This is a genomic window from Roseibium sediminis (genome assembly GCF_008711325.1).
Lineage (GTDB): Bacteria > Pseudomonadota > Alphaproteobacteria > Rhizobiales > Stappiaceae > Roseibium > Roseibium sediminis.
This window is the reverse complement of record NZ_VXDB01000012.1, coordinates 94,713-115,086: the sequence shown is the minus strand read 5'-3', so window position 1 is coordinate 115,086 and position 20,374 is coordinate 94,713. Positions and strand designations below refer to the sequence as shown.

16 protein-coding genes are annotated in these 20,374 nt (G+C 58.3%); 5 read left to right on the top strand and 11 right to left on the bottom strand.

The window, feature by feature from the left end:
* Positions 1-121 precede the first annotated feature (121 nt).
* Complete coding sequence (locus F0155_RS13615; protein WP_161599813.1) at positions 122-2,194, bottom strand: trypsin-like peptidase domain-containing protein; 2,073 nt, start codon at positions 2,192-2,194, stop codon at positions 122-124.
* A gap of 315 nt (positions 2,195-2,509) precedes the next feature.
* On the opposite strand from F0155_RS13615, the gene F0155_RS13610 reads away from it, so the two are divergent.
* On the top strand, positions 2,510-3,052 hold the full coding sequence (locus F0155_RS13610) for a peroxiredoxin (RefSeq protein WP_150525075.1): 543 nt from the start codon (positions 2,510-2,512) through the stop codon (positions 3,050-3,052).
* A gap of 343 nt (positions 3,053-3,395) precedes the next feature.
* Here the strand turns inward: F0155_RS13610 and cydX are convergent, their stop codons facing one another.
* From cydX to F0155_RS13580, 6 genes are all read right to left on the bottom strand, one after another.
* A complete protein-coding gene (gene cydX, locus F0155_RS13605; RefSeq protein WP_150525074.1) occupies positions 3,396-3,515 on the bottom strand; it encodes a cytochrome bd-I oxidase subunit CydX in 120 nt (39 codons plus the stop codon).
* 12 nt (positions 3,516-3,527) lie between these two features.
* Complete coding sequence (cydB, locus tag F0155_RS13600) at positions 3,528-4,685, bottom strand: cytochrome d ubiquinol oxidase subunit II (RefSeq protein WP_150525073.1); 1,158 nt, start codon at positions 4,683-4,685, stop codon at positions 3,528-3,530.
* 5 nt (positions 4,686-4,690) lie between these two features.
* The gene (locus F0155_RS13595; protein ID WP_150525072.1) at positions 4,691-6,286 is read right to left on the bottom strand and encodes a cytochrome ubiquinol oxidase subunit I; all 1,596 of its coding nucleotides are present in this window, start codon (positions 6,284-6,286) and stop codon (positions 4,691-4,693) included.
* Positions 6,287-6,470: 184 nt separating this feature from the next.
* A complete protein-coding gene (gene cydC / locus F0155_RS13590; RefSeq protein WP_150525071.1) occupies positions 6,471-8,168 on the bottom strand; it encodes a thiol reductant ABC exporter subunit CydC in 1,698 nt (565 codons plus the stop codon).
* Entirely contained in the window at positions 8,165-9,976 is a 1,812-nt protein-coding gene (gene cydD / locus F0155_RS13585) for a thiol reductant ABC exporter subunit CydD (protein ID WP_150525070.1), read from the bottom strand. The genes cydC and cydD overlap by 4 nt, the downstream gene beginning before the upstream one ends.
* Before the next feature lie 502 nt (positions 9,977-10,478).
* Complete coding sequence (locus F0155_RS13580) at positions 10,479-11,978, bottom strand: CoA-acylating methylmalonate-semialdehyde dehydrogenase (RefSeq protein WP_150525069.1); 1,500 nt, start codon at positions 11,976-11,978, stop codon at positions 10,479-10,481.
* Positions 11,979-12,149: 171 nt separating this feature from the next.
* On the opposite strand from F0155_RS13580, the gene F0155_RS13575 reads away from it, so the two are divergent.
* Together F0155_RS13575 and F0155_RS13570 are read left to right on the top strand one after the other, a co-directional pair.
* Positions 12,150-13,031 (top strand): LysR family transcriptional regulator, encoded by an 882-nt coding sequence (locus tag F0155_RS13575; RefSeq protein ID WP_150525068.1) that lies wholly within the window; start codon positions 12,150-12,152, stop codon positions 13,029-13,031.
* Positions 13,032-13,158: 127 nt separating this feature from the next.
* Positions 13,159-13,767 carry a thioredoxin family protein gene (locus F0155_RS13570; protein WP_150525067.1) on the top strand — a complete coding sequence of 203 codons (609 nt, stop codon included), beginning with the start codon at positions 13,159-13,161 and terminating at the stop codon, positions 13,765-13,767.
* Between the two features lie 92 nt (positions 13,768-13,859).
* Here F0155_RS13570 and F0155_RS13565 read toward each other — a convergent pair whose 3' ends face one another.
* Positions 13,860-15,638, bottom strand: a complete 1,779-nt coding sequence (locus F0155_RS13565; RefSeq protein ID WP_161599812.1) for a peroxidase family protein — start codon at positions 15,636-15,638, stop codon at positions 13,860-13,862.
* A gap of 127 nt (positions 15,639-15,765) precedes the next feature.
* Positions 15,766-16,314 (bottom strand): P-loop NTPase family protein, encoded by a 549-nt coding sequence (locus tag F0155_RS13560; RefSeq protein ID WP_150525065.1) that lies wholly within the window; start codon positions 16,312-16,314, stop codon positions 15,766-15,768.
* 212 nt (positions 16,315-16,526) lie between these two features.
* Here F0155_RS13560 and F0155_RS13555 point away from each other — a divergent pair, with 212 nt between their 5' ends.
* Positions 16,527-17,423: an ROK family protein gene (locus tag F0155_RS13555; RefSeq protein ID WP_150525064.1), complete on the top strand. Its 897-nt coding sequence runs from the start codon at positions 16,527-16,529 to the stop codon at positions 17,421-17,423.
* 20 nt (positions 17,424-17,443) lie between these two features.
* On the opposite strand, the gene F0155_RS13550 is transcribed toward F0155_RS13555, so the two are convergent.
* Positions 17,444-18,490 (bottom strand): M23 family metallopeptidase, encoded by a 1,047-nt coding sequence (locus F0155_RS13550; protein ID WP_150525063.1) that lies wholly within the window; start codon positions 18,488-18,490, stop codon positions 17,444-17,446.
* Positions 18,491-18,599: 109 nt separating this feature from the next.
* Between F0155_RS13550 and F0155_RS13545 the strand changes: the two genes are divergently transcribed.
* Positions 18,600-19,364, top strand: a complete 765-nt coding sequence (locus tag F0155_RS13545) for an FKBP-type peptidyl-prolyl cis-trans isomerase (protein WP_150525062.1) — start codon at positions 18,600-18,602, stop codon at positions 19,362-19,364.
* Positions 19,365-19,406: 42 nt separating this feature from the next.
* Here F0155_RS13545 and F0155_RS13540 read toward each other — a convergent pair whose 3' ends face one another.
* Positions 19,407-20,342, bottom strand: coding sequence for a DMT family transporter (locus F0155_RS13540; protein ID WP_150525061.1), 936 nt, complete (start codon positions 20,340-20,342; stop codon positions 19,407-19,409).
* Positions 20,343-20,374: the final 32 nt, after the last annotated feature.

The window sequence follows — 20,374 nt, the reverse complement described above, 5'->3', positions numbered from 1 at the left end:
CCGAAGACAGGGTTGCACAGTTTTTTTGTTTAGGGCCAAACCGTAGCAGCAACCCGGCGACTCTTCGAAACGGCGAATCAGAGTTATAAACATTTGACTCAAGATCGCAGTATTCTGCCGATTATTGTTTATTCCCGAACGAAGACTCAGCCTTGTCAAAATAACGACGCGCCTGAACCGCTTCCTCTCCACCCAATCTCTCAAGCTTCTCAAGGGCCTTTTCGGCAAGCTCGCGATCACGCCCCAGAACCCCGGCCTGAAGTACTCGCCGCAACACATCCGGCGAATTTGGCTGCAACTCCAGAAGACGGCGAGCAGGCTGCAACATCTCCTCATAGCGCCCTGTCACCTGATAAGCGGTCAGCAGCGACAGGCGGGAGTTTGAAGAATTGGGAACCTGGGTCAGCGCCGCAAGATGAAGCCTGATGGCCTCTTCTACATGGTTCTGTTGGCCAAGCGCGTCCCCCGCCTCTTGCAGGAGACCGTAATTTGCAGCGTCCATACAAGTTTCTGCAAGGTGCCCGGCCCCCTTGTCGGACAGTCTGGATCGCTTGGCCTTGACCGCTTCCAGTTCAAGCTTGCATTCGCTGAGCCCCTGTCCCAGCCGATCGAAGGTCGAGCGCGCATCGGGAGCTCCCTGCAGGCGGATGAGGTCGGCTACATCATCGAGTGGAATGGCTTCATGCCGTCCCTGCCCGCCGCCGGTCGCAATGCCGACAAGTGCGCCCGTCTCGTCCACCAACGCGCCGCCGCTGACACCGGGCTGCATATGGGCAGAAACATGCAGTCGGCCCAGATCAGCGCCGCGTGCTGGCGGGGCAATCAGCTTTCCGGGAGGAAAGACCCGCACCTTTTTTTGCGCGATATCGCCGCCAACCGTATAGAAAGTCCGATTGAGGCTGGCCGGTTCCCGCACCTTCAGGATCAACCCGTCCTTGGGCAGACCTTCGACACGGATCAACGCGAGATCGCCGGGATAGGCCGACGGCAGCACTTCTCCGGTTAATGTGCCGTTCGGGATATAGACGGTCGCGGTTTTCTCGCCTGCTGTGATATGCCGGTTGGTCACCAGCAAAGTCTCGCCAATCCGCACGCTGCTACCCAACGGATCAAACGAGGAGATGGGAAACACCGCCTGACGGGTTTGGCAGACAGCGGCACTGTAGGGGCAATCGGCCGTATCGAGAGAAGACCGCTGGCGAGGCTGAACTGCGGCGTTCTCACCGGCAAAGCTCAGCTGAACAATGCTCTCGCGATTGTTGCGCCATAAGACGACCTCCGCGGTCTCGCCCGGTTGCACAACGGCGAGCGCGGAGAGAACATCCCTCGGGCTTTGAACAGATCGTCCCCGCACCTTCAGCACTAGATCGCCGATCTGCACTCCCGCGGCCTGAGCAGGCCCGCCGTCCTCCAGCCCGATGACAAGAACACCGGCGCGGTCCACCAGCGTGGACCTTGGCGGCGTATCCAGCCCCCACCCGGCAGACACGAAGGTCACGTCGCCAGACCGCGCAAGGCTGTCCGCAACGCGGATCAAAAGCTCGGATGAAACCGCAAAGTTCACGCCGATATTCATGCCCTCGCGCGAGGAAAAGATCGCCGACACCATGCCAACGAGGCGCCCTTCGTCATCCACCAGCGCTCCACCGGAACTTCCCGGATTGGCAGCCGCATCTGTCTGAACGAAATCCTCAACCGCGTTGAACCCGGCATCGCTGACTTGGGTCCGCGAAATGACGCCGCATGTCACCGACAGGTCGAGCCCATAAGCGTTGGCGATGAAGCAGGCGCGGCTGGCGATCTTCGGCGCAGGTCCCGGCCGTAGCAGCGGCAGCTCCGGCTCGATATCCAGAAGCGCCACATCACTCGCCTCGTCAAAACCGAGAACCTGTGCCGGAACAATCCGGCCGTCATGAAGGCGCACATCCACCCGTTCGGCAGGTTTGATCACGTGATAGGCTGTTGCGATACGTCCGCCTTTGGCAATGGCAATGCCCGACCCTTCCGGCGCACTGCCACGTATTGCCCCCGATCCGCCTTGTGGCTTGTCTGGCCAGACCGGCAGAACGGAGACCACGGAGTGTAACGTGCTGTCCGGAATGGCCCATGCTGATTGTGGAATGACGGCAAGACCCGTGCCGGTTCCCAGCAGGCCCAGAAAGGCAGACATCACGCGTATCGGTATCCGGGACATGAGACCCCTTCTTGAGGTGTGAGCCAGGTTTGATCGGCAAATCATACAACATTCGGAACCGAAGCGCATGCAGGCTGGCTGCAGCCACAGCCCATTGACTTAGCGGCACTTTTCCACATCGGGCCTGCTCCATTAATAATCTCTATCGACAGGCCCCGCTGCCCCTTGTCGCTGCTCTTCATATGCGCTACCCCCGCCCCTGTCAGAGCCTTGGGCCTGGGAACACGAGCATTTGCACCCACCTCCTCCCGCGGATGCAAAAGAGCCGTTCCTGTTCGCTCAGGTTCCCGTTTTTACCAGTTTTAGGAGAGTTTCATGCTCGGCAAGAATGTACCGCTCGTCACCTTCCGCACCCGCGTTCGCGACGAATCCATCGAAGGCCCGAACCCGTTCCGTTGGGAAGACAAGACCAGCGACGACTACTTCAAGGGCAAGCGCGTTGTGCTGTTCTCCCTGCCGGGTGCATTCACCCCGACCTGCTCCACATTCCAGCTGCCGGACTTCGAAAAGCTCTACGAAGAGTTCAAGGCTGAAGGCGTTGACGAGATCTACTGCATCTCCGTCAACGATGCCTTCGTCATGAACGCATGGGCAAAGGCCCAGAACGTCAACAACGTAAAGGTCATTCCGGACGGCTCCGGCGAATTCACCCGCAAGATGGGCATGCTCGTTGCAAAAGACAATCTCGGCTTTGGCATGCGCTCCTGGCGATATGGCGCCGTGATCAACGACAGTGTTGTCGAGCTGTGGTTCGAAGAAGAAGGTTTCTCCGACAACTGCGAGACCGATCCTTATGGCAAGTCCTCGCCGCAGAACATCCTCGACACCCTGCGCGCGGAAAAGGCAAAGGCTGCCTGATCTGTTTTCAAGATCTGCAAGAATGGAAAAGCCCCGGAGTGTTGCTCCGGGGCTTTTCTGTAGCCACTCACCAGTATTTCCGGATCAGGAAATGAGATAGGCGCAGATGGCAAGGAAGATCGCCAGACCGAAGCAGACATTCGGCACATCGATGAGATTGAGAGGCAATTTGGGAGTACGGCGGGTTTTCATGAAGCTGGTCTAGCGAACTTCCCGCGCCCTCAAAACCCGCCTGAAAATGTTACCCTCAGAACTCCCGAATTGCGGATGACGCTTCTCTAAATCCGATCCAAGCCTTTGATTAAACTTTTAAGTGCACACGCCGAACGCTGCCCGCAAGCATTCATGACGGACGCTCTTCTTCCAGTTTGACGTCGTCCGAACGAAGCTCCAGCCACATGGCATTCAGGATCGCCAGACAGCAGGCCAGCGGCATTCCGAGCATCCAGGCAAAGTACCACATTGTTCTGTCTCCTCAGTAGGCCGTGTGATTGTTGTCTTCGATCGTCCGCTCATCCACCTTGCCCCACAGCACACGGTAGACCCATGCGGTGTAAATCAGAACAATCGGCAGGAAGATGATGGTTGCAACCAGCATGTTGAACAGGGTCGCATGGCTGGAAGACGCATCCCACACCGTCAATGAGGCGGAAGGCTGGATGGAACTCGGCAGCAGGAACGGAAACATGGCAACGCCGACCGTCGAGATGATGCCGAAGACCGACAGTTTCGAGCAGAGGAAGGTGAGCCCCTCAAACCGCGTTTGCAGGCCAACCAGCGCGCCGAACGCGCCCAGAAACCCGAGCGCAGGAGCAAGCCAGAAAATAGCATGCGCCTCGAAATTTCGCATCCAGGCGTCCGGAGCAACGATAACTTCTTTCCAGAGCGGATTGGCGGGCATGCCCGGATCAATATCGGATGTGATCTGATAGCCGGAGACATAACCGCTCGAGACCAGTCCCCCGCCAACGGCAAACAGCACAAGCACGAAAACGGCTGCAAAGCTGCCCGCACGTTGCCCACGCTCGGCGACCACACCATCGGCGCGAAGCCCGAGCCATGCCCCGCCATGCATCACCAGCATCGACAGCGACAACAGCCCGCACAGCAAGGAAAACGGGGAGAACAGGCCAAGGAAAGACCCCTCGTATGTCATACGAAGGTCCGCATCCAGCCGAAAGGGTACTCCCATGAGCACGTTGCCAACAGCAACCCCGAAGACCAGCGCCGGAACACTGGACCCGACGAAAAGAGCCCAGTCCCAGCCGTTACGCCAGCTCGGATCGGGCCTCTTGGAACGATATTTGAAGGCAACCGGGCGCAGGATCATTGCAGCCAACACGATGAACATCGCCAGATAAAAGCCGGAGAAGCTGATCGCATAAAGCGGCGGCCAAGCTGCAAAGATCGCCCCGCCACCCAGAATGAACCAGACCTGATTTCCTTCCCAGGTCGCCCCGATGGTGTTGATCGCAACCCGACGCTCTGTGTCGGTCTCCCCGACGAAGGGCAACAGTGTTCCCACCCCCATGTCGAAACCGTCGGTAACGGCAAACCCGATCAGAAGAACGCCAAGCAGCAGCCACCAGATCATTTTCAACGTCGAATAATCAATCAGTTCGTGAAGGATCATGGCACTTACTCCGCAGCAATCGGATACGCCCGCGAAACGGGCATGGCATGTGGGCTGTCCGGTTGTTGGCCGTCCTCAGGCCCCTTGCGGATGGCACGGAGCATCAAGGTCACCTCGATCACCAGCAGGACAGTGTAGAGCGCCACGAATGCGGCCAGCGTGATCAGGACTTCAATCACGCTGAGACTGGAAACTGCTGCAGACGTTGGCAGCATCCCTTCGATGATCCAGGGCTGGCGTCCGTATTCGGCAACGAACCACCCCATCTCGCAGGCAATCCATGGCAAGGGGATGGCCCAGACGGCCACATGAAGAACCCAACGGCGCTTTTCGCGCAGATAATCCAGCTTGCCCGCCGAAGAATAGTAGAAGAATACGGCGGTCAGCAGGATGAAGAAGAAGCCGCAAGCCACCATGATGCGGAAAGCATAGAACATCGGCCAGACATTGGGTACAGCCGACCACGCAGCCGCGTCGATCTGCTCGTTGGTCGCCGTCAGCGGATTATCGGTGAAGGGCAGCAGCAGATAGGCATAGCCAAGCGTATGCTGGTTCTGAGCGAAAGTCTCGCGGACATTCGGGTCGACATCCTTCGGATTGGCGCGAATTTTCTGAAGCGCGTCCCAGGCAATGGCGCCCTGCCGGATACGATCCTTGGACGCTTCCACCAGCTCCTTGATACCCGGAATTTCCGTTGTCAGAGAGCGCGTTGCGATCAGCCCCATGACATAGGGAACCTCGATGGCAAAGAGGTTTTCCCGACGCTCCATGTCGGGCACGGCGATGACATTGAAGGCAGCAGGCGCCGGTTCCGTTTCCCACATCGCCTCAATGGTCGCCAACTTCATCTGTTGGTTTAAGTTTGCCTCGTAACCGCTCTCGTCACCAAGAACAACAACCGACAATGCAGATGCAAATCCGAAGGCGGACGCAACGGCAATCGAGCGTTTGGCGATGGCAATATGCCGGTTCTTGAGGAGATACCAGCAGGAGATGCCAAGGACGAACAGGGCAGCCGTCACATAACCCGCAGAGACCGTGTGAACGAATTTTGCCTGCGCTACCGGATTGAACAGAACATCATAGAAGCTGGTCACTTCCATACGCATGGTATCGGGATTGAACATTGCCCCGATCGGATGCTGCATCCAGCCGTTCGCAATCAGGATCCACAGTGCCGAGAAGTTCGTGCCGATTGCCACAGCCCAGGTCGCAGCAAGGTGCTGGCGCTTGGTCAGCTTGTCCCAACCGAAGAAGAAGAGCCCGACAAAGGTGGCTTCCATGAAGAAGGCCGTGAGACCCTCGATGGCCAGCGGCGCGCCGAACACATCTCCCACATACTGGCTGAAATAGGCCCAGTTCATGCCGAACTGGAACTCCATGGTGAGCCCGGTGGCAACGCCCAGCACAAAGTTGATGCCGAACAGCGTGCCCCAGAACTTAACCATCCGCTTCCACACTTCCCGGCCGGTCATCACATAGACCGTTTCCATGGTTGCAAGCAGGATCGACAGACCGATTGTCAGTGGCACAAAAAGAAAGTGGTAAAGCGCGGTCATGGCAAATTGCAGCCGCGACAGGTCAACGACGGAGAGCTCCATCACTCGTCCTCTTGTTGGACAGGCGCGCCTTGCCCCTCACGAAGCGCTAACCTGCTTTGCACCGAGGAGTGCACGGTGATAATGCACTATTCAAAATTGCAGTTTCAACCATATCAGCAGCCAAAGGCAAAAGCCCATAGCTTTAATGCCGCAGCGACAAATCATACATCTGGAAGCGGAAGTCTCAGTCAACCAGACCGTTGTCGGTCAATCTCAGGACCCGGTCCGCCTTGTCAATTTCCTGCTGTTTGTGCGCAATCATCAGGACCGCAGCTTCGCCGCGGAAGGACAGGAAACGCGCCAGCACATCTTCCGCCGTTGCCTCGTCGAGGCCTTCCGTCATCTCGTCCAGAATCCAGAAAGCAGGAGATGTCAGATAGGCGCGGGCAAGCCCGAGGCGGCGCTGCTCGCCCCCGGAAAGACCAAAACCGCCCTCCCCGAGGATGGCTGCAAGACCCGCCGCATCGGCGCGGATGCGGTCTCCAAGCGCTGCGGCATCAAGGGCTGCCCAAAGGTCCGCATCGCTCGCCTGAGGATTTGCGATCCTCAGATTATCCGCTATCGAACCATGGAAGAGATAGGGGCGCTGGCTGAGGACCGTGACCGAGCGCCGAAGGTCCGCCTCATGCCAATCGGAAAGCGGTTGTCCCAACAACCGGACCGTTCCGCTCTCCGGCTGTATCAACGCGCTGGCAAGCGCCGATACCGTGCTCTTGCCGCAGCCGCTGCGACCGGTCAAAGCGACGATTTCCCCCTTGCCGACGGCAAAGCTCAACTCGCGAACCACCGGTTCTCTTGCGCCCCGATAGCGAAATGAGACAGCTTCAAACTCCAGCGTTAACGCTGCATCCCTGCCCTCACCGCTCGAGGCGCTGCCACTATCAACGGCCACCTGAGGAAAGGACCTGTCGAACAGATCTGCTTCTTCCACATTCGGCAAAATACGGCGGGCGGCCAGTTTTGTGCGCGCCAGCGCCAATGCGCCCGGCACACCGCTGACAAAAACCTCCGGCAAGGCCAAGCTGAAGAGCAGCAGGGCGACTGCAACAGCCACGTCCAGTTTGGCACCCAGAACCGCCTCACCCAAAATGACCAGCAGGGCGGCAAACAGGATCTGTCCCGCCAAAAACGAATAGGATGCAAGCTGGGCCGAGCGCTGACCATCTTGAACATCCGCTTCGTTCAAGCGCTCGGCAGCGCCCTCAACCTTCGCTGCTGCGTCGTCCAGCCCGCCATAGATCGCCAGATCACGGCGGCCGGCGACAAGATCCACTGACCGCACCCGCACCGCATCCAGCGCAGCTTCCTGTCTGCGCGCTGCCTGACGGTCGGCATGCCCTCCCGCCAGACGGAAGAGCGAAGCCATGACACCGGCAAAGATCGCAAGCGGAAGCACGGCCCAGAGAGCAGTGCCCCCGAAGACCAGAGCAGCAAGACAAAACGTCAATAAAGAGAGGCAAATGGGGACTACCAAACGCAGATAGATCGCGTCGAGAGCCGCGATATCCGTCGTCATCCGGTTGAGCAGCAGGGCACTTCGGGTCGCTCTGCCTTCGGACAAGGTCTCTACCGCCGCTCCCTTGAACACCCGCATGCGCAAATTGGCCAGAAAGCGGAACGTCACGTCGTGAGTGAGCAGGCGCTCGCCATACCGCCCCGCAGTGCGGGCAATCGCAAACCCGCGAATGAGGGCACTCGGGACGAAGATATTCAGGAACACGCCAGTCAGGCCTGCAATGGCAGCAGCCGTGATGAACCAGCCTGCCACGCCAAGCAGCGCCAGCCCGGCCAGCAAAGGCACAAGGGCCAGCAGAATTCCGCCGACAAAGCGCCACGGGGCGTGGCGCACCTGCAGGACGAGAATGCGGAGGATCGCTTTCATGCCTGCCCCGCTTTCTTCAGAACCAGATGCTGGTCGGCAAGTTCAATCAGCGCGGGATCGTGGGTCACGATCAGCATCGTCCGACCCGCCTTGAGATGGCGCAATCCGGCGCGCACATCGTTGGCCGTTTCCTCATCCAGCCCCGCCGTCGGCTCGTCGGCGATGAACAGTCCCGCATGGGTCCGCAAGGCAGCCCGGGCAAGCGCAACACGCCGCGCCTCGCCAACAGACAAACCAAAGCCATCATCTCCAAGCTGCGTTTTCAGCCCGTGTGGCAACCGGGCCAGCAAGTTGCCAGCGCCCGCCAGCTCCAGCGCTTTCATCATGGCGCCTTCATCCGCAGACTGATCCGCCATGCGCAGGTTGGCCTGAAGCGACCCGTGAAACAGGCGGGGCGACTGGCCCAACCAAGCCAGCGATTGCCGCCATTTGGCAGCGTCGAGATCACCAAGGTCCATGCCATCAATGTGGATCACACCCTGATCAACCTTGAGAAACCCGAGAAGACAATCCAGCAACGTCGTCTTTCCGGCGCCGCTTTCGCCCGTGATCACGAGGGCTTTCCCGGAAGCGAGCGAAAAGGAAAAATCCTGCAGCACCAGTTTATCATCATGAGAGACATGAAGGTTGCGGACCTCGATTTCCGGAGCCCTGCCGATGGGGAGAGAAAGGCGCGGGTGATCAGAGCCCTTGTCCAGACCCTGATCACCTGCCCCCCCTGCGAGCCCCTCCATCAGGCCGCGCAACTTTTCTGCAGCTGATAGCCCAGCTGCACGATCATGATACGCCGCAGCGTAGGATCGTAAGGGAGCAAAAAACTCCGGCACAAGCAACAGGATAAACAGCCCCGAGAAATAGGAAAGCGGAGCTCCCCAGGTGCCGCTGGACACATCCCCGAGCAGCGAAAAGCCGACATAGACCGCAACAAAGGCAATTCCCAAGGCGCTGAAAAGCTCAAGCACCGTGGACGACAGGAAAGCGATTTTCAGCACCTGCATGGTGCCCACGCGAAAACGGTCCCCCGCTTCCGCCACTTCGCCAACCGTTCTCGGCAAGGCTCCAAAGAGGCGCAGCGTTTCAAGCCCCCTGATCCGGTCGAGAAGCACACTGCCCATCCGCGCAAGTTCCTCCTGCTGGCGAGAGCTGGCGGCCTTAGCCCGAATGCCGATCAATGCCATGAAAACCGGGATGATCGGCCCGCAGACCAAAAGAATGATCGCCGCCAGCCAGCTGAACGGCAGGATCGCCGCCAGGATAACCAGCGGCACGACCTTCACCCGCATCATTTGCGGCTGAAAACGGCTGAGATAAGGACCAAGCGCATCCACATGTTCGGCAAGGTGCACGGAAATCGTGCCGCTATCCGCCATTTTGGCTGCAGGAGAGGCCTTTGCGATCGAGGATAGGAAGCTGCTGCGCAGTCTCAGCTTCGCTTCACGGGCGACGTCATTGGCATATCGTGAAGAAACCCATTGAAGCCAGGCGCGTATATAGGCAAGCAGGCAGAACCCGAGCGCTGCATAAATCAGATAAAATATGGAATTTTTATCGCCCGGGAGATCCGTCAGTTTCGCAGCCAGAAAGACTTCCAACAGCCAGGCCGACACCAGAGCGATGATGGCAGCTTGCGCGATCCAGAGGACATCTGCCGCGCAAAGGATCAAACCGGCACGTTTCAGATTTGCAGCATCATCGCCAGTGAGCGGCCACGCCTTCGACGCGAGATCCGCCTCTGCTCGACCTATCTCTCGGGATATGTCGGGACCACTATCGTCTTGCTGCACGGAACCCACGACCGGTGCGCTCATTCAGGAAACCCTGCCCGATGACGGTTTCAACTGAACCTGTTCGATCATCAGCCCGCTCACCCTCGCCTTACGCAACACCAAAATGGCCGGATCGCGACCGGCCAGATGCGGAACCTACTCAATTCAGGTCGCAATTTCCAGCCTTCTGGATGTCGCATGAACCGGACTTTCTTCACGAATAGCGGATGTATTTCCACCCTCCCCCTCAGTTTTCGGAGGTGTCAAAGCAATTGTGCTGTGATTTATGTGCGCGCATCGAAAGGGCAAGACTTCCTCGTCGGTCATTTCCATATGACACATGCTTTCGAATCATCTGTCCGATGACGGTCCCCGCGGGCCGCTTACACCCCGCACCTGACTGAAACTGGGCCGGATCATCCGGCCCCTTTTTTCTCCCGCGCAAAGACTTGCAGCAACGCCTGCATACAAAAAAGGCGATGCTATCCGCACCGCCTTTCCAGTTTGGTCCATGCCGATCTTTTGCCGGCTTGGTGGGGTCTTTTTACTTCATCGTCGGGATGGAGAATTCCGCACCTTGCCGGATGCCGGACGGCCAGCGGGAGGTGACAGTCTTGGTCCGGGTGTAGAACTTGAACGCATCCGGGCCATGCTGGTTGAGATCACCGAAACCGGACTTCTTCCAGCCGCCGAACGTGTGGTAGGCGAGCGGCACCGGGATCGGGACGTTGATGCCGACCATGCCGATGTTGATCCGGTTGGCAAAATCGCGAGCCGTGTCACCATCACGGGTGAAGATCGCAGTGCCATTGCCGTATTCGTGGTCCATCGCAAGAGCGATAGCTTCCTCGTACGTTTTGGCGCGCACAGTCGACAGAACCGGGCCAAAGATTTCGGTCTTGTAGATGTCCATGTCCTTGGTGACGTGGTCGAACAGGTGCGGACCGACAAAGAAACCGTTCTCATAGCCCTGCATGGAGAAGTTACGGTTGTCGACGACCAGCTTCGCCCCCTGATCAACGCCGGAGTTGATCAGGCGCAGGATGTTTTGCTGCGCGGCCTTGGTCACGACCGGGCCGAAATCGACGTCGTCCCCGGCTGTCCAGGGACCAACCTTGAGAGCTTCAACACGCGGAACCAGCTTTTCGATCAGGCGGTCAGCGGTTTCATCACCAACCGGCACAGCAACGGAAATCGCCATGCAGCGTTCACCTGCTGCGCCATAACCGGCACCAACGAGCGCGTCTGCGGCCTGATCCAGATCCGCATCCGGCATGATGATCATGTGGTTTTTGGCACCACCGAAGCACTGGGCCCGCTTACCGGTTTCGGCAGCACGGTGGTAAATGTAATGGGCGATCGGCGTAGAGCCGACGAAGCCAACAGCCTGAATGATGTCGTCATCAAGGATCGCATCGACGCTTTCCTTGTCGCCATTGACGACGTTCAAAACACCATCCGGCAGACCGGCTTCTTTCAAAAGTTCTGCCAGCATCATCGGAACGGACGGATCGCGTTCGGACGGCTTCAAGATCATTGCGTTACCGGCAACGAGTGCCGGCCCCATCTTCCACAGCGGGATCATGGCCGGGAAGTTGAACGGGGTAATACCGGCAACAACGCCCAGCGGCTGACGCATGGAATACATGTCGATGCCCGGGCCAGCACTGTCGGTGAATTCACCCTTGAGCAGATGCGGCGCGCCGATGCAGAATTCGATCACTTCCAGACCGCGCTGCACGTCTCCCTTGGCGTCGACAAACGTCTTGCCGTGTTCGGAAGACAGCTTTTCGGCCAGCTTGTCCATGTCGCGGTTCAGAAGATCGACAAACTTCATCATCACGCGGGCGCGCTTCTGCGGGTTCTGGGCTGCCCATGCAGGCTGAGCGGCTGCAGCATTTTCAACGGCTGCACGAAGCTCGGCCTTGGTTGCCAGAGCGACCTGAGCCTGAACTTCACCCGTCGCCGGATTGTAGACGTCGGCAAAACGGCCAGACGTGCCTTGGACGTGCTTGCCGCCAATGAAATGACCGATCTTCTGCATGTGCTGATCTCCCTGATCCGAAGGCGAACGGGGAAACTCCTCCTCCCGCAGCCAAATATCGGAGTTTGTTTTGCCTTGCATTTTTATCAGTTACAAGACCGTATATTCCGCATCCGTTGTGCGTTTTTTATAGTAAGGATTGCAAGCAGATGAAAACGCGGAGCAAATGTGATGAACTGGGATGATGTCAGGGTTTTCCTGAGTGTTGCGCGGACCGGGCAGATTCTCGCCGCGGCCCGGCGGCTTGGCCTTAATCACGCAACAGTCGCCCGTCGCCTGACCTCTCTGGAGGAAGACCTTTCCGTCAAACTGTTCGAGCGCTCCACCTCCGGCTGCGTTTTGACCGACAAGGGCAGTCGGTTTCTGCCGCGTGCGGAAGCCATTGAGGCGGAAATGCTGGCGGCGGAAGCCGAGATTGCCGATGACGAGGTGAGCATTTCGGGAACAATCCGTATCGGCGCTCCGGACGGCTTCGGCGTTGCCTTTCTTGCCCCGCGCCTTGGTCAGCTGACCAAGAAACATCCGGACCTGACGGTTCAGCTGGTTCCCGTTCCCCGTTCCTTCTCCCTTTCCCGCCGCGAGGCCGATATCGCTATCACCGTGGAGCGTCCCGATCATGGCCGCCTGATTGCCCGCAAGCTGACGGATTACACGCTTGGCCTATACGCGTCGGCGGATTACCTCCACCGCAATGGCGGGCCAAGCAGTCTGAAGGACCTGAAGGACCACACGCTCATCGGTGCCGTAGAAGACCTGATCTACTCGCAAGCCCTCAATTATTCGGCGGACTTTACCAGGGACTGGCCCGCCCGCTTCGAGATTGCTTCGGCGCTCGGTCAGACGGAAGCTGTTCGTGCCGGGGCTGGCATCGGCATTCTCCATGCCTTTATCGCCCGGCCCGATCCGAATTTGATCCGCATCCTGCCTGAAATCGAGGTCAAGCGCGCCTACTGGACCGTATCCCACGAAAGCACCCGTCCCTTGCGCCATGTGACGGCAGCCCTCGATTTCCTCAATGAGCTCATCGCGCGGGAACGGTCGATTTTTAGCTGAGTTCCGAAAGGAGCTCAGTTGAGGTTCGTGGAGGAGATGCGCGAAATCGTGATTACCTCGCTGCCGGGAAGCGCGTAAACTGGGCAAAATTCTGCTTGATACCGCCTGCAGTCATGGAGCTTCGCCAATGTTCTCCCGCCTGATGTTATCCTGTCTCGCCTTTCTTACCTTCGCGATGCCCGCAAGTGCAGAAGATCTTTTGCCGGAAGCGCAGCTCTCCGATAGTGGCCTGCACATTCAGCCCTGGTTCCACGAGGGGTTTCTGGAGCTGGCCGATGATCTTCAGGAAGCACAGGATCAGGGCAAGGACCTGCTCATTCTCATCGAGCAACCCGGTTGCCCCTATTGCCGGGAACTCCACAAGGTGAACCTGCGCCGACCGGACACGGTTGCCTATCTGACCGAGAAGTTTCTGGTGGTTCAGCTGGACATGCGCGGCTCACGGGAAGTGACCGATCTTGACGGCACGGCGATGGAAGAACGCGATCTGGTGCGCAAATGGGGTGTGAACTTCACCCCAACCGCGCTTTTTGTGCCAAAGGAAGCCGCGGGCGAAGACGGCCCCTTGCGCGATCATGTGGCAATGACCATGCCCGGCTATTTCAAGCCTTTCCACTTTGACACGATGCTGGAATTCGTTGCCGAGGACGTCTATGTCGATGGCGATTTCCAGCGCTATATCGATGAACGCGCAGACCGCCTGCGCGCCGAGGGCAAGGATGTCGATGTCTGGTAGGCAGATGCTATAAAAATGGAAAAGCCGGATGCCTTGCGACACCCGACTTCCCTAGTTTACCCATATTCCTGTGTCTACCCAATGGAACTGGGTCACCAGTAGTTGTTGTCGGTGGCAATCATTGCTGTTCGGTCAATGTCCCGGATATCCGTGTTCCAGCGGATGATATCCGCAAGTCGCACATTGTGGACCCAGTTGGCCGTCTGCGGGTCTAGGGACCATTCATAGAAATTCGGATCGCCTGCCCGTGTGCGGCTGAATTGATCGGCAATGAGATATCCGAAGGTTTCACCTACCAGCGCATTGCCCCTGGGTTGTTCGGCGAGACCACCAATCCACATGTCGACCTGATCGGGATGGTCATAGACCGAGGCCAGCTTCTGGGCGATATGCGGCGGGAAGATCGGGTCATTGAAGCTTGTGATCCGGCGAAGACCCATGGATTCCCGCGCATCGTTCCAGCTCGGCAGACCATGATCGCGGCCACGCTGGATATTGAGAGCAGCCAGATCCAGACCACCTGCCCCCGGGGCGCCAAACAGTGCCGACCGCAGATCCTCAACGATAAAGGGATCCAGAGCCTGCGCAACCTGTCCCGACTGACCACGAAGTACGCCGTCCACACCGCCTTGCTTGATCAGGTCCGGGTTCTCGAACGCATCGCGAAGAGCAACATTACGGACATTCCCGTTGGCGTCGGTAATCGGAATGTTGCTGTTGACCATCGAATGGCCAAAGCGATAGGCCGCCGTTGCAAATGCGTTGGAAATCTGCGGATTGATCTTGCCGCTCGGTGGCAACATCCGTCCTGCCTTGTCGCTTCCCAGCAAGAGTGGCAAATACTCGTTGTAGGTGATCGACTGGATTTCAGACGTCACGATCTTGCGAGCATTCTGAAACACCTGCTCGTCGCTCATCTTCGGATTTGCGGCAGAAATCTTGTCGGCAATCCGATTGTGTTCCCGCATGAAAATCGTGTGCAGCGAGGTCAGCCCGGGTTGTTCGTTGACCCGCTCATCACCGGCAACAAACCGTCCGTCTGCATCCGTCGGCAACAGATTGCCCGCACTCGTCCGCAGCCTGCCCCCTTCAAAGGACCGCAATCCGTTGGTTTCCTCGGCGGACGAGCCATAGACCATCGAACCGTCCATCAAGCCGGTTATGACATTTACCGGATCTCCCACACCGGCAATTCCGCTGGTCGTGCGCGAGCGTTCGAAGGGAATGGTCACATCGCCCCGCCCTTGCGGATCAAATGCCGGATCGCCTCTCGGCACCGGAATATCCGCCCGCTGGCCGGGATCTGTTTTCACCAGCGTAAGGTCATGGTCGATAAACTGCCCCCACCCCCAGAACAGGTCGGAAAGGCCCTTGGAATCTCGAATATCGCGGTCCTGTTTTACCACCGCATTGGAGATTTCGCGCGCGCCCGGCAGACTTGGATCATGCAGGCGATCGCGGCCAAGTGACGGATCAAACAGACGTTGCAGCGGCTGGCCGGGTGCCGTTGAGGTCAGAGGATTGAAGCAGCCGCCGGTCGGAATGAAGGCTTTCAGATAATCGGTCCGGTTCTTCCGTCCCTCAAACCAGTCATTCAATGTTTCGGAGGTTTCCGACGGGCCGCCAAAGGGCCAGAAAGATGCATGACCAACACGGATCGGATCTATGAAATGAGCGCGCGGAGCATAAAGCTCCTGCGAAGGCGCGGGGCAACCACAGTTGCCGTCATACCCTTCTCCCGCTCCAGAAGCCTTTTTCAGACTCTGCATCAGACCAGACAGCTCGGAGACAAGCGCGTTGAACTCTCTCTCCAAACTACTGATGTTGGCATTGCCAGTCGGGGCAATTCCGGCTTCCCACGGCCGTATCATGGCGCACCTCTCCATACTCCTCCAGTGCAGAGTATGCGCCAGAAAACTCGAGAAATTTATGGTCAATAAATACTGAACGGCCTACGTAGTGCGCACTGATGCAGGCACGCATTTTGCGACAATGTATTTATTGTTCGGATTTTGACAGCGCAGCCGGACCCGATTCCAAATTATTGAGATACCGATCGATTTCCCTGACCGATGTCAGATGAACAACGCAAAGGTGCGGTGGTGGGGAGCGATATATCTGTTCAAGACGCGCTCGTGACGCATGTCGTGTCCGCCAGATGAAGCGGATAAATTCCACCGTCTGCCAACCAAAACGCTCCGGGCAGCCATCCGGCAGGTCCGGTCTCGTCTGACCGTAGTGGCGGACCAGCCGCGCCAGCACCCGCCAGATCCGTGTCCAGACGGGAAAATCCAGCCAAATAAACGTGTCGGCGCGCTCCAGCCGTTCGGGATAAGTGCGCGAATGCCCACCTTCGAAGATCCACGCGTCCTTCATATGAACATCGTGGGTGAGCCGGTCCTTTTCCGACCGGTCCCGCTCAACCCAGCCGTCCATCCAGTGGATCCTGTCCATATGAAAGACCGGGAGTCCCGTTTTCTCGCCGAGCATTCGCGCAAGCGTACTCTTCCCAGAACCGGGACCGCCAACAATCATGACCCTTTTCATGAGAAGTCATCCTTCAAAAGGCGAACTTTTAACGTGAATGACGCGGGAGAGGAAGCTGGAACGGGGTATTGCGCGGCATCCACAACCTTTCCTGCCTCCGGTTTGGCGATATCTCCCTCAAGGACTTGCAGAAACCAGTTTCATGGTCATAAATCCGGGGCTCAAAACTATACGCGGGTAAAAATGCCTGCTTTAAGCATCGGGGATCGAACATGCGGCTTGGCATCGATTGGGGCGGAACGAAGATCGAGATCATTGCGCTCGATGACGCTGGCAGCGAGATTTTCCGCAAACGCGTCCCCACTCCCCGTGATGACTATGCAGGCTGCATCGAGGCCGTTGCAGGCCTGGTCGCTGCCGCCGAAAGCGAAACCGGCCAGACCGGAACCGTCGGCTTTGGCATCCCCGGCTCGATTTCTCCTGCGACCGGCTTGGTGAAGAACGCCAACTCCACCTGGATGAACGGCAAGCCGCTCGACAAGGATCTTCAGGAACGCCTCGGCCGTCCTGTGCGCATCCAAAATGATGCCAACTGCCTTGCGGTGTCCGAAGCAACCGATGGTGCGGCCGCCGGAGCCCATTTCGTTCATGCGCTGATTGTCGGCACCGGTTGCGGCTCTGGCATCGCAATCGATGGCAAGGCACATCGTGGTGCCAACGGCATTGGCGGCGAATGGGGGGCCATTCCGGTGCCGTGGCTGAAGGATGAGGAGTTCCCGGGGCCGACCAACTGGATCGGCCATCGTGGCTGCATCGATTTCTGGTGTTCTGGAACCGGCTTCCAGACGGGTTATCAGCAGGAAACAGAAACAGGCCTCAAGGGACCGGACATCATTGCCCTGAAACGCTCAGGCGATCCGGTGGCCACACGCCACTACCAGACATATGTCAGCCGGCTTGGCCGCGCGATGGCCATGTCCGCCAACCTGATGGACCCGGACGTGTTTGTTCTCGGCGGCGGCATGTCGAATATCGACGATCTCTACGAAGACCTCCCCGCCGCAATGGCCCCTTTCATCTTCTCCGACACCTATGAAGTGCCGATCCGCAAGGCCAAGCATGGAGACAGCTCCGGAGTTCGCGGCGCAGCCTGGCTCTGGAACGACTAATCCACCCTACCTCGCTCCGCTCAGTAAAGCGTAAGACTTGCGGTTGACGTGCCTATTGCCTTGCCGTGGCGCACAAATGTCGCGACGCCTTTGTACGTTCCAGCAGGCCAGCGGTCTTGCCGAAGCTTCTTCCCGCCGAAGGACACCCACTGCGCCTTGCTGGACTGAAGCGCCTCACCTTGCGCTTCAACTGCAAATCCCTCAGGGCCTGACACAGAGACGTCTACGTGATCGCCTTCCTTGAGATTGATCGCACGGGCGAAGAAAACGAGCGCAGGTGACCTGGCATCGGGCGCAGTCACCTCTCCCATCTCCACAGCCTGGGTCGAAACCACACCATTTGCAAAGCCGGTCTGGATGATGGTCCCCTGACCGTCTGCGAGAAGTTCGGCAGCGGGAACATCCCAAAGTCCTGCCGATTGCCAATCTCCCGTATTGGACTTCGCGCAATCCGCCATGCGGGAACCTGCATCGATCTGTGCCCCCAGGAACGGATCAATGACCGCCCCGTCCTTGCGAACCGAAAGGTGAACATGGGCAAAGGCCGCTTGCCCGGAATAGCCGACGAGACCCAGGCCATCGCCCCGGTCCACTTTCTGTCCTTCGCGGACAAAAACCGACCCCTTGCGCATGTGGCAATACTGGGTCTCCCACCCGTTTCCATGATCGATCAGCACACCGTTGCCGCATTCCTTGCCCGAGACGCGCGCCTTGTCCTTGTCGCTGAGCACCAACCGGTCTGCCATGTCATTTCGAATGGCCTTCACCACACCCGGTGCGGAGGCCAGAACCTGTGCCGTAACGTTGGTATCAAGGACCCGAATATCGGTTCCCTTGTGGCCGTCATAGGTTGCCCGACCGCATTGAACATCCTGCAGGTCCGGGGATGGATCGAGATCAACATAGTTCTGGACAAAACAGTCCTGCCCAAGCAAGCACTCTATCGGAAGGGACAATCGCAAGGGCGCTTCCGCCCTTCCCGGCAGCATGGTGGCGAGGAGAACCAGTCCGGCAAGGCCAAGGTTCAACAGGAACATTTTCCTGCCATTGAGAGAGTGCCGCGTCATGCCGATCCCTTGCGCTCTTGCAACGAAACGAAATGGTGAGTTGAGTTTTCGCTTCGTTTCGATAACGGTTCTTCAAAACTGCATGCTCTTCAAGACTGGAACAAGCCGAATGTTGAAATGGATACCCGCCGCAGTGATTGCTCTCTTCTTCGCATTGCCCGCAAATGCGCAGGACGGTTTGCAGATCACGGACATCACCAAGGGCTCAGGAGAGACCGCCGATGTGGGTGAAACCGTTGTGGTTCACTACACCGGCTGGCTGATGGACGGCACCAAATTCGATTCCTCCGTTGACCGGGGAACACCCTTCTCCTTCACGTTGGGCGAGCGCCGCGTCATTCCCGGCTGGGAACAGGGCGTGGAAGGCATGCAGGTTGGTGGCAAGCGAGAGCTGATCATCCCGCCGGAACTTGCCTATGGCCCGCAGGGAGCCGGTGGTGTCATCCCACCGAACGCGACGTTGAAGTTCGAAATCGAACTGCTTGAAGTCAAGGGCAAGAAATACAGCGATCTCGACAATGACGGTCTGAAGGCAAAGATCGCTGCCGGGGTGCCCGTGATTGACATTCGCAGACCCGACGAGTGGAAGGAGACCGGGGTTATCCCCGGTAGCCACCTGCTCACCTTTTTTGATGAAAAAGGCAACCCGAACCCGGATTTCGGCAAGGGTCTCCTGAAGTTCATCTCCGGGCCTCAGGACGAAATCGTCCTCATTTGCCGAACCGGCAGCCGCAGCAAGGTGCTGGCAGACTATCTGACGACACGCGCCGGCTTCAGCAAGGTCGGCAACGTGCAGAAAGGCATTACGGACTGGATTTCAGCCGGTGAAGAAGTCGCCAAGCCGGAATTACCAGAAGGGTGCTGGCTCTGCTGAACACTCCACCAGCCCCTTTCATATCTTCCTTGCCAGATCCGCCTACCGGCGATAGCTGACAAGAAAAATACCCAGACCGATCGCCCCGACGGCCGAAAACTGCAGCCAGCCGGGCGTTTCGCCGAAGGCCAGAAAAGCAAGCCCCAACCCGGTCACGGCGGCAACCGACCCGATCTGGCTCAGATAGACAGGCCCGGCCACCTTCTGCAGTTGAAAGTAGAAGACATATTGCACGGCAAAGACCAATGCCTGTGCAGCCACAAGGCCCAGCGCCGCGCCGCTGACCGACGTCGGCACTTGGGGAAGTCCCAGCCCTAGCGTGACAAGTGCAAGACTGCCCCCACCAAAAGCCATCATGCCGGTTGAAAGCAGTAACGGACTTGCGCCCTGCGGCCATTTGAGCGTGCGGTAGATGTTCCCGACGGCAATGATCACCGGCATCAGCAAGGCTCCGATGGCCCAAAGCCTGGCCTGCGGATCAAGCGATTGCCCGTCACTGACCAGCAGAATGCCTCCAACCAATCCTGCGACAACACCCACGGCGCGCGCGGTCTGAAAACGCTCGAGTTTCAGAATAACGGATAGGCCGTAGGTCAGAACCAGCGGAAATGCGAGGCAAAGGGAAATGAACCCTGCACCAACCTCCGGGGCAGCGGTGAAACCAATGGCATTCGGCAGGGCAAACAATCCGCCCGCAACGGCCATATAGGTCACGAGCTGGCGCTGCGTCGCAGTAGATCGCCTCGCCGCATCCTCTCCCCTTGCACGCCAGAGCAACAAACCACCCTGAACCAGCGCGCTTCCCAACATTGACCATTGCAACAGCACGATCGGCGTCCATCCGAGGCCGGGAGCAGCCTTGGCAAAGACGGCAGATGCGCCGAGCAAACCACCGACAGCCAGCAGCAGAAGGATCGGATTGGTTCCAAGCGGTACCCTGTCCGGAGTCCGCGCGCCGGAAGTTGTGACATAAGCCATCGAAGGTTTCCTTCTGTCTGATCTCGCGGACA